General features: G+C 70.0%; 14 protein-coding genes. 1 reads left to right on the top strand and 13 read right to left on the bottom strand.

Annotated features, from left to right (window positions below):
• Window positions 1-5 precede the first annotated feature (5 nt).
• The 5 genes from GGR64_RS01910 to GGR64_RS01890 are packed head-to-tail and all read right to left on the bottom strand — an operon-like array spanning window position 6 to window position 7,949.
• A complete protein-coding gene (locus GGR64_RS01910; RefSeq protein WP_184643629.1) occupies window positions 6-1,439 on the bottom strand; it encodes a heavy metal sensor histidine kinase in 1,434 nt (477 codons plus the stop codon).
• On the bottom strand, window positions 1,436-2,119 hold the full coding sequence (locus tag GGR64_RS01905; protein ID WP_184448713.1) for a heavy metal response regulator transcription factor: 684 nt from the start codon (window positions 2,117-2,119) through the stop codon (window positions 1,436-1,438). Before GGR64_RS01905 ends, GGR64_RS01910 begins: the two co-directional genes overlap by 4 nt.
• Window positions 2,116-5,259: an efflux RND transporter permease subunit gene (locus GGR64_RS01900; RefSeq protein WP_184643627.1), complete on the bottom strand. Its 3,144-nt coding sequence runs from the start codon at window positions 5,257-5,259 to the stop codon at window positions 2,116-2,118. The genes GGR64_RS01905 and GGR64_RS01900 overlap by 4 nt, the downstream gene beginning before the upstream one ends.
• Window positions 5,256-6,458, bottom strand: coding sequence for an efflux RND transporter periplasmic adaptor subunit (locus tag GGR64_RS01895; RefSeq protein ID WP_184643626.1), 1,203 nt, complete (start codon window positions 6,456-6,458; stop codon window positions 5,256-5,258). The genes GGR64_RS01900 and GGR64_RS01895 overlap by 4 nt, the downstream gene beginning before the upstream one ends.
• Before the next feature lie 3 nt (window positions 6,459-6,461).
• Window positions 6,462-7,949, bottom strand: coding sequence for an efflux transporter outer membrane subunit (locus GGR64_RS01890; RefSeq protein ID WP_221236036.1), 1,488 nt, complete (start codon window positions 7,947-7,949; stop codon window positions 6,462-6,464).
• Between the two features lie 188 nt (window positions 7,950-8,137).
• Here GGR64_RS01890 and GGR64_RS01885 point away from each other — a divergent pair, with 188 nt between their 5' ends.
• On the top strand, window positions 8,138-9,868 hold the full coding sequence (locus GGR64_RS01885) for a glycoside hydrolase family 9 protein (protein WP_326520294.1): 1,731 nt from the start codon (window positions 8,138-8,140) through the stop codon (window positions 9,866-9,868).
• Window positions 9,869-10,082: 214 nt separating this feature from the next.
• On the opposite strand, the gene upp is transcribed toward GGR64_RS01885, so the two are convergent.
• From upp to sufB, 8 genes are all read right to left on the bottom strand, one after another.
• Window positions 10,083-10,715: a uracil phosphoribosyltransferase gene (upp, locus tag GGR64_RS01880; RefSeq protein WP_184643624.1), complete on the bottom strand. Its 633-nt coding sequence runs from the start codon at window positions 10,713-10,715 to the stop codon at window positions 10,083-10,085.
• 88 nt (window positions 10,716-10,803) lie between these two features.
• Window positions 10,804-11,733 carry an alpha/beta hydrolase gene (locus GGR64_RS01875; RefSeq protein WP_184643622.1) on the bottom strand — a complete coding sequence of 310 codons (930 nt, stop codon included), beginning with the start codon at window positions 11,731-11,733 and terminating at the stop codon, window positions 10,804-10,806.
• Window positions 11,734-11,943: 210 nt separating this feature from the next.
• Window positions 11,944-12,276 carry a non-heme iron oxygenase ferredoxin subunit gene (locus GGR64_RS01870; protein ID WP_167087568.1) on the bottom strand — a complete coding sequence of 111 codons (333 nt, stop codon included), beginning with the start codon at window positions 12,274-12,276 and terminating at the stop codon, window positions 11,944-11,946.
• Window positions 12,273-12,809: a GNAT family N-acetyltransferase gene (locus GGR64_RS01865; protein WP_184643620.1), complete on the bottom strand. Its 537-nt coding sequence runs from the start codon at window positions 12,807-12,809 to the stop codon at window positions 12,273-12,275. Before GGR64_RS01865 ends, GGR64_RS01870 begins: the two co-directional genes overlap by 4 nt.
• A 104-nt stretch (window positions 12,810-12,913) precedes the next feature.
• A complete protein-coding gene (locus GGR64_RS01860) occupies window positions 12,914-14,164 on the bottom strand; it encodes a cysteine desulfurase (protein WP_184643618.1) in 1,251 nt (416 codons plus the stop codon).
• Window positions 14,161-15,423, bottom strand: coding sequence for a Fe-S cluster assembly protein SufD (sufD, locus tag GGR64_RS01855; protein WP_184643616.1), 1,263 nt, complete (start codon window positions 15,421-15,423; stop codon window positions 14,161-14,163). Before sufD ends, GGR64_RS01860 begins: the two co-directional genes overlap by 4 nt.
• Entirely contained in the window at window positions 15,420-16,187 is a 768-nt protein-coding gene (sufC, locus tag GGR64_RS01850) for a Fe-S cluster assembly ATPase SufC (protein ID WP_184448706.1), read from the bottom strand. Before sufC ends, sufD begins: the two co-directional genes overlap by 4 nt.
• Window positions 16,188-16,355: 168 nt before the next feature.
• The gene (gene sufB, locus GGR64_RS01845) at window positions 16,356-17,798 is read right to left on the bottom strand and encodes a Fe-S cluster assembly protein SufB (protein WP_184643614.1); all 1,443 of its coding nucleotides are present in this window, start codon (window positions 17,796-17,798) and stop codon (window positions 16,356-16,358) included.
• Between the last annotated feature and the right edge of the window lie 6 nt (window positions 17,799-17,804).

Below are 17,804 nucleotides of genomic sequence, written 5' to 3'. Positions count from 1 at the left end.
CGGCGCTACCAGCGCAAGTCGGCGTGCGGGAGCGCGCCGGCAGTGGCGCCGTCCAGCGCCACCGAAAAGCCGATGGTGGTGATGCCGTCGCGGTGCTGCGCGAACACGCGCCCGCCGTGCATGGTCGCCACCGCCTTGACGATCGCCAGGCCCAGGCCGTGGCTTTCGCGGCTGTTGGCGCGGGCAGCGTCGCCGCGGTAGAAGCGGTCGAACAGGCGCTCCAGATGTTCCGGCGCCAGCGCCACGCTGGGATTGGAGAAGGCGATCAACGCCTGCCCGCCGCGCTGCACGATCTCCACCACGATCGGCGCGGTGCCCGCCGAATGCTGGATCGCGTTGTGCAGCAGGTTGGACAGCGCGCGCCGCAGCAGCGACTTCTCGACCTGGGCGACCGCATCGCCGCGCAGCTCCACGCGCAAGCCGGCCTCGTCCAGCAGCACGTCGAAGAACTCGACGGTCTTGCCGACCTCCTCGGCCAGCGACGCATCCTCGCACTGGCGCGCGCGCTGGCCCTGCTCGGCGCGCGCCAGGAACAGCATGTCGGCGACGATCGCGCGCAGCCGCTCCAGTTCCTCCAGGTTCGACTGCAACACCTGGCGCAACTGCTCGGCATCGCGGTGCCGGGTCAGCGCCACCTGGGTCTGGCCGATCAGGCTGGCCAGCGGCGTGCGCAGTTCGTGGGCGACGTCGGCATTGAAGCTTTCCTGCTGCGCGTAGGCGGCGTCGAGCCGATCGAACGCCGCGTTCAACGACGCGCCCAGGTCCTCCAGTTCGCGCGGCAACCGCGGCAGGTCCAGGCGCCGCCGGTCGTGCGGACCGATGCGCTGGGCATCGGCCGACAGCCGTTGCACCGGGCGCAGGCCGAGCTTGGCGGTCCAATAGCCCAACGCGCCGACCAGCGCGGTGCCGGCCAGCGTGACCAGTGCCAGGGCGATGTCGAAGCGGCGCCGGGTCAGCGCGAACGGCGCGCTGTCCATCGCCGCGATCAGTTGCACCGGCGGCCGCACCGGCGTGGCCGGCAGCGTCTGGCCGATGGCCTGCCACGATTGCGGATGCGCATCGGCGATGCCCAGCGCCTGCGGATCGCCGATGCGCACCAGGCCGCTGCGGCCGCGCGTGGCCGCCGCCATGGCCTCGGCGCCACGCCCGTAGCGGAACGCCGGGTCCTCGCTCCACAGCCAGAAGCGCAGGTCCGGTGCGCTGGAGACGCTGGCCAGCCGCGTGCGCGCATGCGCCGCCAGCTCCGGCGAGCGGCTGTTGACCAGCATGTACTGCACCGCGTCCATGCGCGAGCGCAGTTCCTCGCGCTGGTGGCGGCGCAACTCGTGTTCCAGCACCTGGTGCAGCACCAGCCCGATCAGGGCGAAGCCGAGCAGCGCGGTAGCCGCGAACAGGCCGGCCAGGCGCAGCGCGATCGAGGGCCGCGCCGGCGCGCTCACCCGGCCGCGTCCTCGCGTTCTTCCAGCACGTAGCCCATGCCGCGCACGGTGTGCAGCAGCGGGGCGTCGAACGGCACGTCGATCTTGGCGCGCAGGCGCTTGATCGCCACTTCCACCACGTTGGTGTTGCTGTCGAAGTTCATGTCCCAGACCATTTCCGCAATCGCGGTCTTGGACAGGATCTCGCCCTGGTGCCGGGCCAGCGTCGCCAGCAGCGCGAACTCCTTGGCGGTCAGGTCCAGCCGCTGCCGGCCGCGCACGGCCTTGCGGCTGATCATGTCGATCTGCAGGTCGCCCACCCGCAGCAGCGTGCTTTCCTGGGCGCGCCCGCGCCGTGCCAGCACCTGCAGCCGCGCCAGCAGTTCGATGAAGGAGAAGGGCTTGATCAGGTAGTCGTCGGCGCCTTCGCGTAGGCCCTTGACCCGGTCCTCCACGCTGTCGCGCGCGGTGAGCATGATCACCGGCGTGCTCTTCACCGAACGCAGCGAGCGCAGGATGGCGAAGCCGTCCAGGCCCGGCAGCATCGCGTCGAGCACGATCACGTCGAAGTCGTAGTGCAGGGCCAGGTGCTGGCCGTCGATGCCGTCGTAGGCCACGTCGACCGTGCAGCCCTGTTCGCTCAGCCCCTGCTGCAGGTAGTCGGCGGTCTTGCGCTCGTCCTCGACGATCAGCACCTTCATGGCTGCAGCGCCTCCGGCGCGGCGGTGCGTGCCTGGCGCCGCTGCATGTACCAATCGTGCAGGCGGTCCAGGTACAGGTACACGATCGGCGTGCTGAACAGGGTCAGCAGCTGCGACAGCAGCAAGCCGCCGACCATCGCATAGCCCAGCGGCCGGCGCAGTTCCGAACCGGCGCCGTGGCTGAGCATCAGCGGCAGGCCGCCGAGCAGCGCGCACAGGGTGGTCATCATGATCGGCCGGAAGCGCATCAGGCAGGCCTCGTAGATCGCATCGCGCGAGGACAGCCCGCGTTCGCGTTCGGCATGCAGGGCGAAGTCCACCATCATGATCCCGTTCTTCTTGACGATGCCGATCAGCAGGATGATGCCGATCATCGCGATCACGCTCAAGTCGTAGCCGCCGGCCATCAGGATCAGCAGCGCGCCGACGCCGGCCGAGGGCAGGGTGGAGAGGATGGTCAGCGGGTGGATGTAGCTCTCGTAGAGCAGCCCGAGCACGATGTAGACCGCGATCAGCGCCGCCAGGATCAAATACGGCTGGGTGCGCAGCGAGGCGCTGAACGCCTGCGCCGTGCCCTGGAAGCTGCCGCTGAGCGTGGCCGGCACCCGCAGCTGCGCCTGGGCCTGCTGGATCGCGTCCACCGCATCGCCCAGCGCCGCGCCCGGCGCCAGGTTGAAGGAGATGGTCACCGCCGGGAACTGGCCCTGGTGGCTCACCGACAGGTAGCCGGTTTTGCCGGTGTCGAGCGTGGCGAAGGTGGACAGTGGCACCTGCTTGCCGTTCAACGGCGAGGTCAGGTACAGCCGCTGGAACAGCGACGGATCGCCCTGCAGCGCCGGCGTCACCTCCAGCACCACGTGGTAGCTGTTGAGCTGGGTGAAGTACTGCGCGACCTGGCGTTGGCCGATGGCGTCGTTGATGGTCGCGTCGATCTGCTGCGGGGTGATGCCGAAGCTGGCCGCGCGCTGCCGGTCGATGGTCAGGCTGGCGATCGGCGCGGCGTTCTGCTGGTCCGAGGCGACGTCGGTCAGTTGCGGCAAGGCCCGGAACGCCTTCAGCAGCTTCGGCGCCCAGGTGTTGAGTTCGTCCAGGTTGGCGTCGGTGAGGGTGTACTGGTACTGGGTGCGGGCCATGCGGCCGCCGACGTTGATGTCCTGCCCGGCCTGCATGAACAGGGTGACGCCCTGCACGTGCGCCAGGCGCTTTCGCAGCCGCGCGATCACTTGGTCGGCGCTGGCGGTACGGCCGTCGTCCTTGGGCTTGAGCGCGATCGAGAAGGTGCCGGAGTTGAAGGTGCTGGCGCCGCTCTGCATGCCGAAGGACAGCACGTCCGGATCGCGGCGGATGATGTCGGCCAGTTGCAGCATGCGCGTGCGCATCGCCGCCGAGGACGAATCCTGTGCCGAATCGGCGGTGCCGGAGATGAAGCCGGTGTCCTGCTGCGGAAAGAACCCCTTGGGCATCACCACGAACAGCGCCACGCTGGTGGCCACGGTCAGCAGAAAGCTGGCCAGGGTCAGCCGCGGGTGCCGCAGCACCGTCTCCAGGCCGCGCCGGTACGCCGCCAGCATCGCGTCGAAGCCGCGCTCGAACGCGCGCGCCAGACGCCCCTGCGCCTGCTCGGCGTGCGGCTTGAGCAGGCGCGCGCACAGCATCGGGGTCAGGGTCAGCGACACCAGCAACGACACCAGGATGGTCAGGCTCACCGTCACCGCGAACTCGCGGAACAGGCGGCCGACGATGCCGCCCATCAGCAGCAGCGGGATGAACACCGCCACCAGCGACACCGAGATCGAGACCAGGGTGAAGCCGATCTCGGCCGCGCCCTGCAGCGCCGCCTGCAGCGGCGCCATGCCGTCCTCGATGTGCCGGTAGATGTTCTCCAGCATCACGATGGCGTCGTCGACCACGAAGCCGACGGCGATGGTCAGGCCCATCAGCGATAGGTTGTCCAGGCTGTAGCCGAGCACGTACATCAGCGCGGCGGTACCGAGGATGGCCAGCGGCACGGTCAGGCTCGGGATTAGGGTGACCACCGCGCTGCGCAGGAACACGAAGATCACCGCCACCACCAGCACGATCGACAGCAATAGGGTGAATTCCACGTCCCTGACCGAGGCGCGGATGTTCTGCGTGCGGTCGGCGAGGATCTTGACGCTGACGCTGGGCGGAATCGACGCCATCAGCTTGGGCAGCGCCGCCTTGACCTGTTCCACCGTGTCGATGACGTTGGCGCCGGGCTGCTTGGTGATGGCGATCATGATCGCGCGGCCGTTGACGATGCCGCTGTCGGCCGGCGCGGCGGCGCCGGCGAAGCCCCAGGCGGCGATCTTGGCGTTTTCCGGCCCGTCCACCGCGGTACCGACGTCGCGCACGCGGATCGGCGCGCCGTTGCGCCAGGCCAGCACGGCGTCGTTCCAGGCCTGGCTCTGCAGCAACTGGTCGTTGGTGGAGACGGTGAAGGCCTGGCGCGCGCCGTCGATCGAGCCGGTGGCCGCGTTCACCGTGGTGGTGGCGATCACCGCGCGGATGTCCTCCAGGCTCAGCCCCAACGCCGCCAGCTTGGCCGGATCCACCTGCACGCGGACCGCCGGCTTCTGCGCGCCGTACAGGTTGACCAGGCCCACGCCGGAGATGCGCGAGATCTGCTGCGCCAGCACATTGTCGGCGTAGTCGTTGACCTGGGTCAGCGGCAGTACCCGCGACTGCACCGCCAGGATCAGCGCCGGCGATTCGGCCGGGTTGATCTTGCGGAAGCTTGGCGCGCTCGGCAGCGCGCTCGGCAACTGCCCGGACGCGGCGTTGATCGCGGTCTGCACGTCGAGCGCGGCGGCGTCGATGTTGCGGTCCAGGTCGAACTGCAGCGTCACCTGGGTCGAGCCGAGCGCGCTGGTCGAGGTCATCTGGCTCAGGCCCGGGATCAGCGACAGCTGCCGCTCCAGCGGCTGCGCCACGTTCGAGGCCATGGTCTGCGGGCTGGCGCCGGGCAGGCTGGCCGAGACCTGGATGGTGGGGAAATCGACCTGCGGCAGCGGCGCCACCGGCAGCAGCGGCCAGGCCACCAGGCCCAGCAACAGCAGCGCCATGGCCAGCAGCGAGGTGCCGATGGGGCGTTTGATGAAGGCGGCCGAGACGCTCACGCGTGCGCTCCCGCCGCGGCCGGCCTGGCGTGCTTGGCCGGCTTGGCTTCCACCACCTTCGCCCCCGGATGCAGCCGGTACTGCCCATCCACCACCACCCGCTGGCCGGCCTGCAGGCCCTGGCCGATCACCGTCTCGCCGTTGGCATCGTCCACGACCTGCACCGGCTGGTCGCGCACGCTGCCGTCGCTGCCGACCACGTACACGAACTCGCCGTCCTGGCTGCGCTGCACGGCCGCGCTCGGCACCACCAGCGCGCCGGCGCGCATGCCCAGGGTGATGCGCGCATCCACGGTCTGTCCCGGCCACAGCGTGTGCCCGGGATTGGGGAAGTGCGCCTTCATCGCGATGGTGCCGGTGCTGGTGTCGATCTGGTTGTTGAGCAGGGCCAGCGTGCCGTGCGCCAGCACCTGTCCGCTGCCGTGGTCGACCGCGTCCACGCCCACGCTGGCCGGCGCGGCATGCAGCGCGCGGTTGATCTGCTGGAACGCGCTTTCCGGCAGGGTGAACTGCACCGCGATCGGGTCGATCTGGTTCAGCACCACCAGGCCGCCGGCATCGCTGGCGTGGACGATGTTGCCTGGATCGACCAGGCGCGCGCCGGCACGGCCGTCGATCGGCGCGCGGATGGTGGTGAAGTCCAGTTGCACCCGCGCGCTGTCGATCGCCGCCTCATCGCTCTGCAGGGTGGCACGCAGCTGCGTCACCAGCGCCTTCTGCGTGTCCAGGGTCTGGCGGGTAGTGGCGTTGTCCTGCAGCAGTTGCTTGTAGCGCTGCAGGTCGGCCTGCGCATTGCCCAACTGCGCCTTGTCCTTGGCCAGTTGCGCGGTGGCCGCGGCCAGTTGCGCTTGGTAGGTGCGCGGATCCAGCCGCGCCAGCACCTGCCCGGCCCTGACGTCCTGGCCCTCGCCGAAGCCCACGTCGATCAGCTGCCCGTCGATGCGCGAGTGCACGGTTACGGAAGCGATCGGCAGCACGGTGCCGATCCCGGTCTGGCGGATCGGCACGTCCTTGCGCAGCACCGGCGCGCTGGTCACCGGCACCGGCGGCGTGGCGGCGGCGGGCGCGTGGCGGGGGCGCAGCCATAGCACCAGCAGCAGCGCGACCAGCAACGCGGCGACGACGAACGGCCAGCGTCGCCGCGGCGCGGCATGGCGCGCTGGCGGATCAGCGGGGCGGGTGGGAGCGGCGATGGACATGGGTTACTCCGGGACGACAGGAGCCGGCGTGGCGCCCGGCGAGGCGCCGCGCACGGCGGGGAGACGGGCGCTGTCCCAGTCGCCGCCCAGCGCGACCAGCAGCGCGACCTGGGCACCGAACTGGCGCGATTGCACCTGCAGCAAGCTGCGTTGCGCGTCCAGCGCGTTGGCCTGGGCGGTGATCACCGCGCTGTACAGCGTGGTGCCGGCGCGGTACTGGTCCATCAGCACGCGTTCGGCCTGCTGCGCGGCATCTGCGGCGCTGCGCTGTTGTTGCGCCTCGCGCGCCAGTTCGCGCGTGGCGGCCAGTTGGTCCTCCACGCCCTGGAACGCGCTCAACACGGTTTGCCGGTAGCTGGCTGCAGCCGCATCGAAGCTGGCTTGCGCCTGCGCGCGTTGCGCGTGACGGGCGCCGCCGTCGAACAGCATGCCGGCCAGCGCCGCGCCCACCGCCCAGACCCGGTTCGGCACGCTCAGTAGCGAGGCCAGCTCGGCACCGTCGTAGCCTCCACTCGCGCTCAGCGACAGGGTCGGGAACCACGCCGCCACGGCCATGCCGATGCCGGCGTTGGCCGCGGCCATGCGCCGTTCGGCGCCGGCGATGTCCGGGCGCCGTTGCAGCAGCACCGAGGGCAGGGCGTCCGGCGTCGGTGATAGCGCCGGCAGCGGCGCGTCGCTGGCCGCCAGCGAGAACTCGGCGGGGGTATGGCCCAGCAGCACGGCCAGCGCGTGGTCCAGTTGCCGCCGCGACAGCGCCAGATCGGTCGACGCGGCTTCGGCGCTGTGCAGGGTGGCTTCCGCTGCAGCAACGTCGGCGGCGCTGGCGACCCCGGCGCGGACCCGCGCCTGGGTCAGCTGCAGCGCATCGCGATAGCCGGCCAGGGTGCGCTGGTACAGCGCCAGAGTCTGGTCGTCGAAGCGCAACTGCAGGTAATCCGCCACGACCGCAGCCTGGAGTGACAGCCGCGCCTGCGCCAAGTCGGCGGCACTGGCCTGGGCGTTGTCGCCGGCCTGTTCGACGCTGCGTCGGATCCGGCCCCAGAAGTCCGGTTCCCAACTGGCGCTCAGTCCCAGCGTATCGGTGGTGCGCAGGCCGGGTTTGGGAGTCGCCGCGCGTTCGCGCGTGGTCGCGGCCTGCACGCCCAGCGTCGGCGCTTCGGCCGCACGCGCGCTGCCGACCAGCGCCTGCGCCTGCCGATAGCGTGCTTCGGCCTGGCGCAGGGTCTGGTTGGCGCGATCGGCCTGCTCGACCAAGGCATTCAGCTGCGGATCGCCATAGCGGGTCCACCACGCCACCGCCGGGTCGGCCGCGGCCGGCGCGGCGGGCGCCCAGTGGCCGTCGGCCTCGGCGAACGGCTGCTGTGCGCCGGCTGGCGGCGCCGGGCGCACGTAGTCCGGGCCGACCATGCAGCCGCCGAGCAGCAGCACACTCAGCAGTGGTGCGAGCGGCGCCAGGCGGCGGGAAACGGGCGGTGGGGGCAGGGCGGTCACGGGGTCGGTGCCGGCAGCGGGAACAGGTCTTCACCGTAGGCGCCGCATGGCGACCCCACGCTGACGCCTCGCTGACGGCGCTGTCAGGAACGCCGCATGCGGCCGTCCCGCGCCGCGTCCTGGGCCGCCCCCGGCGCGTCCGCAACGTGGCGCTTGCAGCCGTCATCATGGCCCGCCAGTATCGGCGCATGAAGCTGCCCCATGCCCTGTCCTGCCTGTTCCTCGCCTGCCTGCTGCTGGGCGGCTGCACCTCGCATGCCGACACCGCCATGCCATCGCCGATCCGCCTGAACCAGGTCGGCTTCCTGCCTGCCGCGAGCAAGCTGGCGGTGGTGCCTGACGGCCACGGCGACGCGTTCTCGATCGCGCGCGCCGACAGCGACGAGGTGGTGCTGCGCGGCACCCTCGGCGCCGCCGCGGCGTGGCCGCCGGCGCAGCAGACCGTGCGCATCGCCGATTTCTCCGCGCTGCGCACGCCGGGCCGCTATCGCCTGCAGGTCGACGGCCTGCCGCCGTCGGACAGCTTCGCCATCGGCGAGGACGCCTACAACGCGCTGTCGCGCGCCGCGCTCAAGGCCTACTACTACAACCGCGCCAGCACCGCGCTGGACGGCGCCTACGCCGGCCGCCACGCGCGCGCCGCCGGCCATCCCGACGACCACGTGCTGGTGCATGCCTCGGCGGCGTCGCCGGAGCGCCCGGCCGGCACCGTGATCGCCGCGCCCAAGGGCTGGTACGACGCCGGCGACTACAACAAGTACGTGGTCAGTTCCGGCATCACCGTCTACACCCTGCTGGCCGCCTACGAGCAGTTCCCCGCCTACTTCGCCAAGCATCCCGAAGGCATTCCGAACAGCGGCGGCGACGTGCCGGACATCCTGCGCGAGGTCGACTGGAACCTGCAGTGGCTGCTGGCGATGCAGGACCCGCACGACGGTGGCGTGTACCACAAGCTGACCAACCTGGACTTCGCCGGCATGCAGATGCCGGACCAGGCGCGCGCGCCGCGCTACGTGGTGCAGAAGAGCACCGCGGCCACGCTCGACTTCGCCGCGGTGATGGCCCAGGCCAGCCGCATCTACGCACCGTACGACGCGCAGTTCGGCGGCATCTCCACGCGCATGCTGGAAGCCTCGCGGCGCGCCTGGGCCTGGGCGCAGGCGCATCCGGACGTGGCCTACAAGCAACCGGCCGACGTGCATACCGGCGCCTACGAGGACACCCAGTTCGACGACGAGTTCGCCTGGGCCGCGACCGAGCTGTACCTGGCCACCGCCGACGACGCGTTCTACGAGGCGGCGATGGCGCGCAAGGTGCCGGCCAGCGTGCCCGACTGGCGCCAGGTCGGCGGGCTGGCGTGGATGTCGCTGGCGCAGCACCGCGCACGGCTGACCCCGCGCGCCGACCAGGCGCGCATCGCCGAGGAGATCGAGGGCCTGGCCGATCATCTGGTGCAGGTGTGGCAGGGCTCGGCCTGGCGGGTGACGATGCGCGAGGCCGACTTCCACTGGGGCAGCAACGCCACGGCGATGAACCAGGCGATGATGCTGCTGCAGGCCTACCAGCTGCAGCACAAGCCCGAATACCTGCAGGCGGCGCAATCGCAGCTGGACTACGTGCTCGGTCGCAATCCGCTGGGCATGTCCTTCGTCACCGGCATCGGCGCGCGCTCGCCGATGCACATCCACCATCGCATCTCCATCGCCGACGGCGTGGCCACGCCGGTGCCGGGATGGCTGGTCGGCGGCCCGCAGCCGGGGCAGCAGGACGCCGATGCGTGCAAGCACGCCTACACCTCGACGCTGCCGGCGCTGTCGTACCTGGACAAGGAATGCAGCTACGCCACCAACGAAGTGGCGATCAACTGGAATGCGCCGCTGGTATACGTGAGCGCCGCGCTGCAGGTGCTGCAGCGCTGACCCGCGGCCGCGGCGCGATGGCGGCGCCGCTTAGGGCGTGTCACCCATTCCCGAGTATGCCGCGCGCCTGCCAGGCCCAACCCGAAGGGCCGCGGTTGCGCGCGCCCGCTGCTGCGTCATCGCTCGGGCGTGGACGCACGTCCGCTTCCTCGTTCTTCCTTGCCACAGGCACGCGCAACCGCGGCGCGGCATGCTCGGGGATGGATGACACGCCCTAGCCCAGGCGGGTGCCGAAGATGCGGTCGCCGGCGTCGCCCAGGCCCGGCAGGATGTAGCCCTTCTCGTTGAGATGGTCGTCGATCGCGGCGGTGTACACCTCCACGTCCGGATGCGCCGCTTCCAGCGCCTGCAGGCCTTCCGGCGCGGCGACCAGGAAGATGCCCTTGATCCGCCGCGCGCCGGCGCGCTTGAGCATGTCCACGGTGGCGATGAGGGTGCCGCCGGTGGCCAGCATCGGGTCCAGGATCAGCGCATCGCGCTCCTCCAGGCGGCCGGTGAGGCGTTCGAAGTAGGGCACCGGTTGCAGCGTCTCCTCGTCGCGCTGCAGGCCGACCACGCTGACCCGCGCCGCGGGGATCAGCGCCAGCACGCCGGGCAGCATGCCCAGCCCGGCGCGCAGGATCGGCACCAGGGTGATCTTGGCGCCGGCGATGCGCTGCACCTGTGTCGGGCCGGCCCAGCCGGCCATGGTGTGGGTTTCGGTCTCCAGATCGGCGGTGGCCTCGTAGCCGAGCAGGGTGCCCAGTTCGGTGACCAGCTCGCGGAAGCCCTTGGTGCTCAGCGCCGCGTCGCGCAACAGGCCGATCTTGTGCTGTACCAGCGGGTGGCGGACTTCGACGATCTTCATGGGCGCGCTCGCAAGGGGGAGGCGCACAGTGTGCCGCAGCCGGCTCCGGCGCCGCCAGGTGTCGGCGCCGTGCTGCTGGCGGCCGCGCTCAGTCGGGCGTCATCCCGATCGTGTGCAGCCAGGTGTCCACCAGCGCCGGCCAGCGGGTGATCGCGAACTTGGTCGGGCGCAGTCCGAACGCGTGTCCGCCGTCGGGATACAGATGCATTTCCACCGGCACCCCGGCGTCCTTCAGGGCGATGTAGTAGACCAGCGCCTGGTTGATGCCATCGACGTGATCGTCCTGCGCCTGCAGCAGGAAGGTCGGCGGGGTGTGCTTGCTGACCGGCACGTCCGGATTGAGTTCGAACTTGTCGTCGTCGATCCACAGGTGCCCCGGATACAGCGCCACGGCGAAATCCGGCCGGCAGCTCTGGGCATCCGCGGCGTCGACGGCGGGATACAGCCGTCGCTCGAAATGCGTGCTGATCGCCGCCACCAGGTGGCCGCCCGCCGAGAAGCCCAGCACACCGATCTTGTGCGGATCGATCTGCCACTGCGCGGCGTGTTGCCGCACCAGGCCGACGGTGCGCTGGGCGTCCTGCAGCGCCATCGGCGATTTCGGATAGGGGCCCGATTGCGGCTGCTGCCGATCGCCCGGCACGCGGTACTTCAACAGCACGCAGGTGATGCCGCGCGCGGTGAGCCAGTCGCACACCTCGGTCCCTTCGAGGTCCATCGCCAGCACCCAGTAGCCGCCACCGGGGAACACCACCACCGCCGCACCGGTGTTGTGCCCCCTGGGGGGATACACGGTCATCGTCGGCTGGGAGACCCGCTCCACGGACAACCAGGGGCGGCCGCCGACCGCGGGCCGCGTGGTCGTCGTCTCGGGACCGGACAGCGCCACTGCATCGGGTGGCTCGCCTGGCCAGATCGGTACCTGGGTGTGCCCCGGCGTCGGTTGCCAGGTGGCAGCCGACGCGTGCGGTGCGACGACAGCGGCCAGTGCAGCGAAGACCAGGGCGAGCGGGCGCATGCGCATTGCTTGTGAGCGACGGCTTGCGCCGGGGCGCTCAGGATAGCTGCAGCGGTGCGTCTTCGTGCCGCCGCCGGCAGTGGCGGCGGAAGTGAGGGAGCGGCCGATCAGGCGACCAGGTCCGGCCATTGCGAACGGGAGCACCGCGGCAGGTGTCGCGATCATCCGGCAAGGGACGGCTAACGACGGACAGTAAACAAGCGCGCGACCTCAGCCGCGGTCGTCGCGGGTCCACAGGCCGCCGTGTTCGGCCTTCACCGGAAACTTTGGTACCGGACCGTAGGCCGGCGCGCACAGGGCGCGGCCATCGCGCACGTCGAAGCGGGCGCCATGCAGCACGCACTCGATGCTGCCGGCGGCGGGGTCGAAGGTGCCCGGCGACAGTTCGTAGTCCTCATGGCTGCAGCGGTCTTCCAGCGCATAGAACTGGCCATCGAAGTTGAACACCACGATCGGCGTGTCGGTCACTTCGTCCCACACCGTCTTCATTTCGCCCGGCAGCAGTTCGCCGTCGGCGCAGACGAAGGTCCAGGTCTCGCTCATGCGGCACCGCCCAGCGGTTTTTCCAGGACCTCGAAGCGCAGGTCGTCGCGGCGGGGCTGGCCGAAGCGCGCATCGCCGTAGGGAAACGGCTTCTTGATCCCGGTGCGGCGGTAGCCGCGGCGCTCGTAGAAGGCGATGAGTTCCTCGCGCAGGTCGATCACCGTCATCCGCATCAGCGGCAACCGCCATTCCTGCCAGGCGATGCGCTCGGCCTCGGCCAGCACGGTCTTGCCCAGGCCGCCGCCCTGTGCGCTCGGCAGCACCGAGAACATGCCGAAATAGCCGGCGCCGTCGTCGTCGGCGATGTGCGCGCAGGCGATCAGCTCGCCGTTGCGCTCGGCCAGCAGCACCAGGCTGCGCGGGCGCAGGATGTCGGCGCGCAGCACCTCGCGATCGATGCGGTTGCCGTCGAGCAGGTCGGCTTCGGTGGTCCAGCCGACGCGGCTGCTGTCGCCGCGATAAGCCGAGGTGACCAGGGCGGCGATGGCGTCGAGATCGTCGACGGTGGCGGTGCGGAAGGTGAGGGTGTGCATGGGGCGATTATGCCGGAGGCAGGGATTCGGGAGTGGGGATTGGGGATTCGCCAAGGCAGCGCTTTTACCAATCCCCAATCCCGAATGCCCAATCCCCGCTCAGGTCAGCCCAGCAACTTGCGCACTTTCAGTAGCGCCGCCACGAACCGCTCGATTTCCTCGTGCGTGTTGTAGAACGCCAGCGAGGCGCGGCAGGTGGCGGCGACGCCGTAGAACTGCAGCAGCGGATGTGCGCAGTGCTGGCCGGAACGCACCGCCATGCCTTCCAGGTCGAGCAGGGTGGCCAGGTCGTGGGCGTGGGCGCCCTCGATCAGGAACGAGACCACCGCGGCCTTGCCCGGCGCGGTACCGAACAGGCGCAGGCCATCGATCCGCTGCAACTCCTCGGTAAGGTGCGTGAGCAATTCGGTTTCGCGCGCTTCCACGTGCTGCAGCCCGAGTGTCTGCAGATAGTCCACCGCCGCGCCGAGGCCGACGAAGCCGGCGATGTTGGGGGTGCCGGCCTCGAACTTGTGCGGCGGGTCGTTGAACACGGTGCCGTCGAAGCTGACTTCCTTGATCATCTCGCCGCCGCCCAGGAACGGCGGCATCGCCTGCAGATGCTCACGCCGCGCCCACAGCGCGCCGGTGCCGGTCGGGCCGCACATCTTGTGGCCGGTGATGGCGTAGAAGTCGCAGCCGATCGCGGCCACGTCCAGTGGCCGGTGCGGCGCGGCCTGCGAGCCGTCGATGACGCTGACGATGCCGCGCTTGCGCGCTTCGCGGCAGATCTCGCGCACCGGGTTGACCGTGCCCAGCACGTTGGAGACATGGGCAAGGGCCAGCAGCTTGACATCGGCGGTCATCGCCGCGCGCAGCGCGTCCAGGTCGAGCGCGCCATCGGCGGTGATCTCGGCGACCTTCACCGTGGCACCGGTACGCTCCGCGACGAGTTGCCAGGGCACGATGTTGGCATGGTGCTCCATGCGCGACACCAGGATGGTGTCGCCGGCACGCAGTCGCGGCAGCGCCCACGAGTACGCCACCAGGTTCAGCGCGAAAGTGGCGCCGCTGCACAGCACCAGCTCGTCGGCGCGCACGTTGAGGAAGCGGGCGAGCCGGGTTCGCGCACCTTCGTAGGCCTCGGTGGCCTCGCTGCCGAGGGCGTGCACCGCGCGGCTGACGTTGGCGTTGTGGCGGCGGTAGAAGGCGTCGGTCGCTGCGATCACCTGCAGCGGCTTCTGCCCGGTGTTGGCGTTGTCGAAGTACACCAGCGGCTTGCCGTGCACTTCCCGCATCAGCAGCGGAAAGTCGCGGCGGACCGCGTCCCAGTCCGGCGCCTGCGGCGTGGCGGTGTGCGCGGCGGGCCCGTTCATGCCACGCCTGCGGCGCTGAGCGCCCGCTCCAGCCGCGCCAACAGGAACTCGCCCAGCGCCGGGTCCAGCACGCGCAGCGGCTCGCGGCAGAACGCGGCGGTCAGCAGTTGCTGTGCGCGTTCCTGCGGCAGCCCGCGCGAGCGCAGGTAGAACAGCGCATTGGTATCGAGCTGGCCGACGGTGGCGCCGTGCGCGGCCTTGACCTCGTCGGCATCGATCACCAGCACCGGCTGGGTATCGATCTCGGCATCGGCGGAGAGCAGCAGGTTCTTGTTCGACAGCGCCGCGTCGGTGCCATCGGCGCCGTGGCGGATCTGGATGCCGCCATGGAACGCCACGCGGCTGCGCCCGGTGGCGACACCGCGCCACAGCAGTTCGCAGACGGTGTCGCGGGCGATGTGCTCGATGCCCAGGCGGGTATCGAGTTGGCGCCGGCCGTTGCCGAGCAGTACGCCGTTGGCGACCAGCCGGGCGTTGTCGCCCTCCAGGCGCACGTTGAGTTCGTGCCGGGCCAGCGCGCCGCCCAGTTCCAGGTCCACGCGCCGGTACTGCGCATCGCGCGCCAGCACCGCATCGGTGCGCAGCAGCGCGGTGACGCCGGCCGCCTCGTCCTGTACGCGTGCGTGGCTCAGCTGCGCGCCGGCGGCCAGGTGCACGTGCGCCAGACTGTTGCTCAGGTGCGCGGAATCGCCGGCGTGCAGATGATGCTCGACCAGCGCCAGCGCCGCGTCCTGGCGCAGTTCGATCAGGTGCCGATGGTGCCAGGCCAGGTCGGCCTCGGCGGCGGTGGAGACGAATACCAGGTGCAGCGGTTGTTCCACGCGCATGCCGGCGTCCACCCGCAGCACGCAGCCTTCGTCGGCGAGGGCGGCGTTGAGCTGCGCGAACACCTCGTCGCTGCGTTCGAAGCGGCGGCCGAGGAAGCGCATCGCATCGTCGCCGCTGCGCAGGATCGTCGACAGGCGCTGCAATTCAACCCCGGCCGGCAGGCCGGTCAGATCCGACAGCGCGTCGCTGGCGCGACCGTTGACGAACACCAGGCGCGGCGCCGGGATGCCGTCGAGCAGCGCGGCGTCCACCGCCGGTGCGGTCTGCGGCGCCGGGGCGAAGCTGCGCCGTTCCAGCGCGCGCAGCGAGGTGTACTTCCAGGCTTCGCTGCGCGTGCCGGGCAGGCCGTCGCGCAGCGCTTGCTCCAGCGGCGCGCGGCGCGCGCCATCGCCATGGAATGCGGCGGCCAGCGAGTCGAGCAGAGCGCTCATTGCACTGCCGCCTCGGGCGCCACGCGCTCCTTCAACCAGGCATAGCCGTGCGCTTCCAGCTCCAGCGCCAGTTCCGGGCCGCCGGTCTGCACGATGCGGCCGTCGGCCAGCACGTGCACCACGTCCGGCTTGATGTAGTCGAGCAGGCGCTGGTAGTGGGTGATCACCACGAACGCGCGCTCGGGCGAACGCAGCGCGTTGACGCCTTCGGCCACGGTCTTGAGCGCATCGATGTCCAGGCCGCTGTCGGTCTCGTCGAGGATCGCCAGCTTCGGTTCCAGCACCGCCAGCTGGAAGATCTCGTTGCGCTTCTTCTCGCCGCCGGAGAAGCCTTCGTTGACACCGCGATGCAGCAGTTCGTCCTTCAGGTGCAGCACCGCCAGCTTCTGCCGGACCAGCTTGAGAAACTGCATCGAATCCAGCTCGGCCTCGCCGCGCGCCTTGCGCTGCGCGTTGAGCGCGGCGCGCAGGAAGTAGGTGTTGTTCACGCCGGGGATTTCCACCGGGTACTGGAAGGCAAGGAACAGGCCGGCGGCGGCGCGCTCCTCCGGTTCCAGTTCGAGCAGGTCGGCGCCGTCGAAGCGCACGCTGCCGTCGGTCACGGCGTAGCCGTCGCGGCCGGCCAGTACATTGCCCAGGGTGGACTTGCCGGCGCCGTTGGGGCCCATGATGGCGTGCACTTCGCCGGGCTTCACCTGCAGCGAAAGGCCCTTGAGGATGTCCTTGCCGGCGACGGAGGCGTGGAGGTTTTCTATGGTGAGCATGGGGTAGTCCATCAGAATTCTTGATTAGCCCCTCTCCCACCGGGAGAGGGGTTGGGGTGAGGGTGCGGGCGAAGCGTCTCGCGGGGTTTGGGTACACGAGGCTGCGCACGTACCCTCATCCGGCGCTTCGCGCCACCTTCTCCCGATGGGAGAAGGATAGTGGCGGCGTCAGCCGACGCTGCCCTCCAGCGAGACCTCAAGGAGCTTCTTGGCTTCCACCGCGAACTCCATCGGCAGTTCGCGGAACACCTGCTTGCAGAAGCCGTCGACGATCATCGACACCGCGTTCTCCTGATCGATGCCGCGCGCGCGGCAATAGAACAGCTGGTCGTCGCTGATCTTGGAGGTGGTGGCCTCGTGCTCGACGGTCGCGGTCGGGTGCTTGACCTCGATGTACGGGAAGGTATGCGCGCCGCACTGCTTGCCGATCAGTAGCGAGTCGCACTGGGTGTAGTTGCGCGCGCCTTCGGCGCTGCGCTCCACCTTGACTAGGCCGCGATAGGTGTTCTGCCCGCGGCCGGCGCTGATGCCCTTGCTGACGATCTTGCTCTTGGTGCGCTTGCCGACGTGGATCATCTTGGTGCCGGTGTCGGCCTGCTGGCGGTGATGGGTCAGCGCGACCGAGTGGAATTCGCCCACCGAGTCGTCGCCCAGCAGCACGCACGAGGGGTACTTCCAGGTGATCGCCGAGCCGGTCTCGACCTGGGTCCAGGTGATCTTGCTGCGCGCGCCGCGGCACTCGCCGCGCTTGGTCACGAAGTTGTAGATGCCGCCGCGGCCTTCCTCGTCGCCCGGGTACCAGTTCTGCACGGTGGAGTACTTGATCTCCGCGTCTTCCAGCGCCACCAGTTCGACCACCGCCGCGTGCAGCTGGTTCTCGTCGCGCATCGGCGCGGTGCAGCCTTCCAGATAGGACACGTAGGCCTTGTCCTCGCACACGATCAGGGTGCGCTCGAACTGGCCGGTGTGGCCGGCGTTGATGCGGAAATAGGTGCTCAGTTCCATGGGGCAGCGCACGCCCTTGGGGATGAACACGAAGCTGCCGTCGGAGAACACCGCCGAGTTGAGCGCAGCGAAGAAATTGTCGCCTACCGGCACCACGCTGCCCAGATACTGCTTGACCAGCTCCGGATGTTCCTTGATCGCCTCGGACATCGAGCAGAAGATCACGCCCTTCTCGGCCAGTTCCTTGCGGAAGGTGGTGCCGACCGAGACCGAGTCGAACACCGCGTCCACCGCCACGCCGGCCAGCTTGGCGCGCTCGTGCAGCGGCACGCCGAGCTTGTCGTAGGTGTCCAGCAGCTCCTTCGGCACCTCGTCCAGCGAGGCGTACTTCGGGCCCTTGGGCGCGGAGTAGTAGCTCAGCGCCTGGAAGTCGATCGGCGCGATGTCCAGCTTGGCCCAGTGCGGCATCGGCATCTTCAGCCAGTGCCGGTAGGCGGCCAGGCGCCAGTCGGTCATCCATTCCGGCTCGTCCTTCTTCACGGACAGGGCGCGCACGACGTCCTCGTTCAGGCCGGGCAGGAACGAATCGGATTCGATGTCGGTGACGAAGCCGGCGTCGTAGCGACGTCCCAGCCGTTCCAGGATTTCAGCGTTTTCGGTGGCCATGGGGCT

This window comes from Xanthomonas sp. 3307, assembly GCF_014199735.1.
Lineage (GTDB): Bacteria > Pseudomonadota > Gammaproteobacteria > Xanthomonadales > Xanthomonadaceae > Xanthomonas_A > Xanthomonas_A rydalmerensis.
This window is presented reverse-complemented; position numbering and strand designations above follow the sequence as displayed.

Bases quoted from the DNA above. Each gene is read 5' to 3' on its own strand.
- sufC (WP_184448706.1), bottom strand. From the start codon at position 16,187: ATGCTCACCATAGAAAACCTCCACGCCTCCGTCGCCGGCAAGGACATC.
- sufB (WP_184643614.1), bottom strand. From the start codon at position 17,798: ATGGCCACCGAAAACGCTGAAATCCTGGAACGGCTGGGACGTCGCTAC.
- GGR64_RS01875 (WP_184643622.1), bottom strand. From the start codon at position 11,733: ATGCGCCCGCTCGCCCTGGTCTTCGCTGCACTGGCCGCTGTCGTCGCA.
- GGR64_RS01895 (WP_184643626.1), bottom strand. From the start codon at position 6,458: ATGTCCATCGCCGCTCCCACCCGCCCCGCTGATCCGCCAGCGCGCCAT.
- sufD (WP_184643616.1), bottom strand. From the start codon at position 15,423: ATGAGCGCTCTGCTCGACTCGCTGGCCGCCGCATTCCATGGCGATGGC.
- GGR64_RS01905 (WP_184448713.1), bottom strand. From the start codon at position 2,119: ATGAAGGTGCTGATCGTCGAGGACGAGCGCAAGACCGCCGACTACCTG.
- GGR64_RS01865 (WP_184643620.1), bottom strand. From the start codon at position 12,809: ATGCACACCCTCACCTTCCGCACCGCCACCGTCGACGATCTCGACGCC.
- GGR64_RS01870 (WP_167087568.1), bottom strand. From the start codon at position 12,276: ATGAGCGAGACCTGGACCTTCGTCTGCGCCGACGGCGAACTGCTGCCG.
- GGR64_RS01885 (WP_326520294.1), top strand. From the start codon at position 8,138: ATGAAGCTGCCCCATGCCCTGTCCTGCCTGTTCCTCGCCTGCCTGCTG.
- GGR64_RS01860 (WP_184643618.1), bottom strand. From the start codon at position 14,164: ATGAACGGGCCCGCCGCGCACACCGCCACGCCGCAGGCGCCGGACTGG.
- upp (WP_184643624.1), bottom strand. From the start codon at position 10,715: ATGAAGATCGTCGAAGTCCGCCACCCGCTGGTACAGCACAAGATCGGC.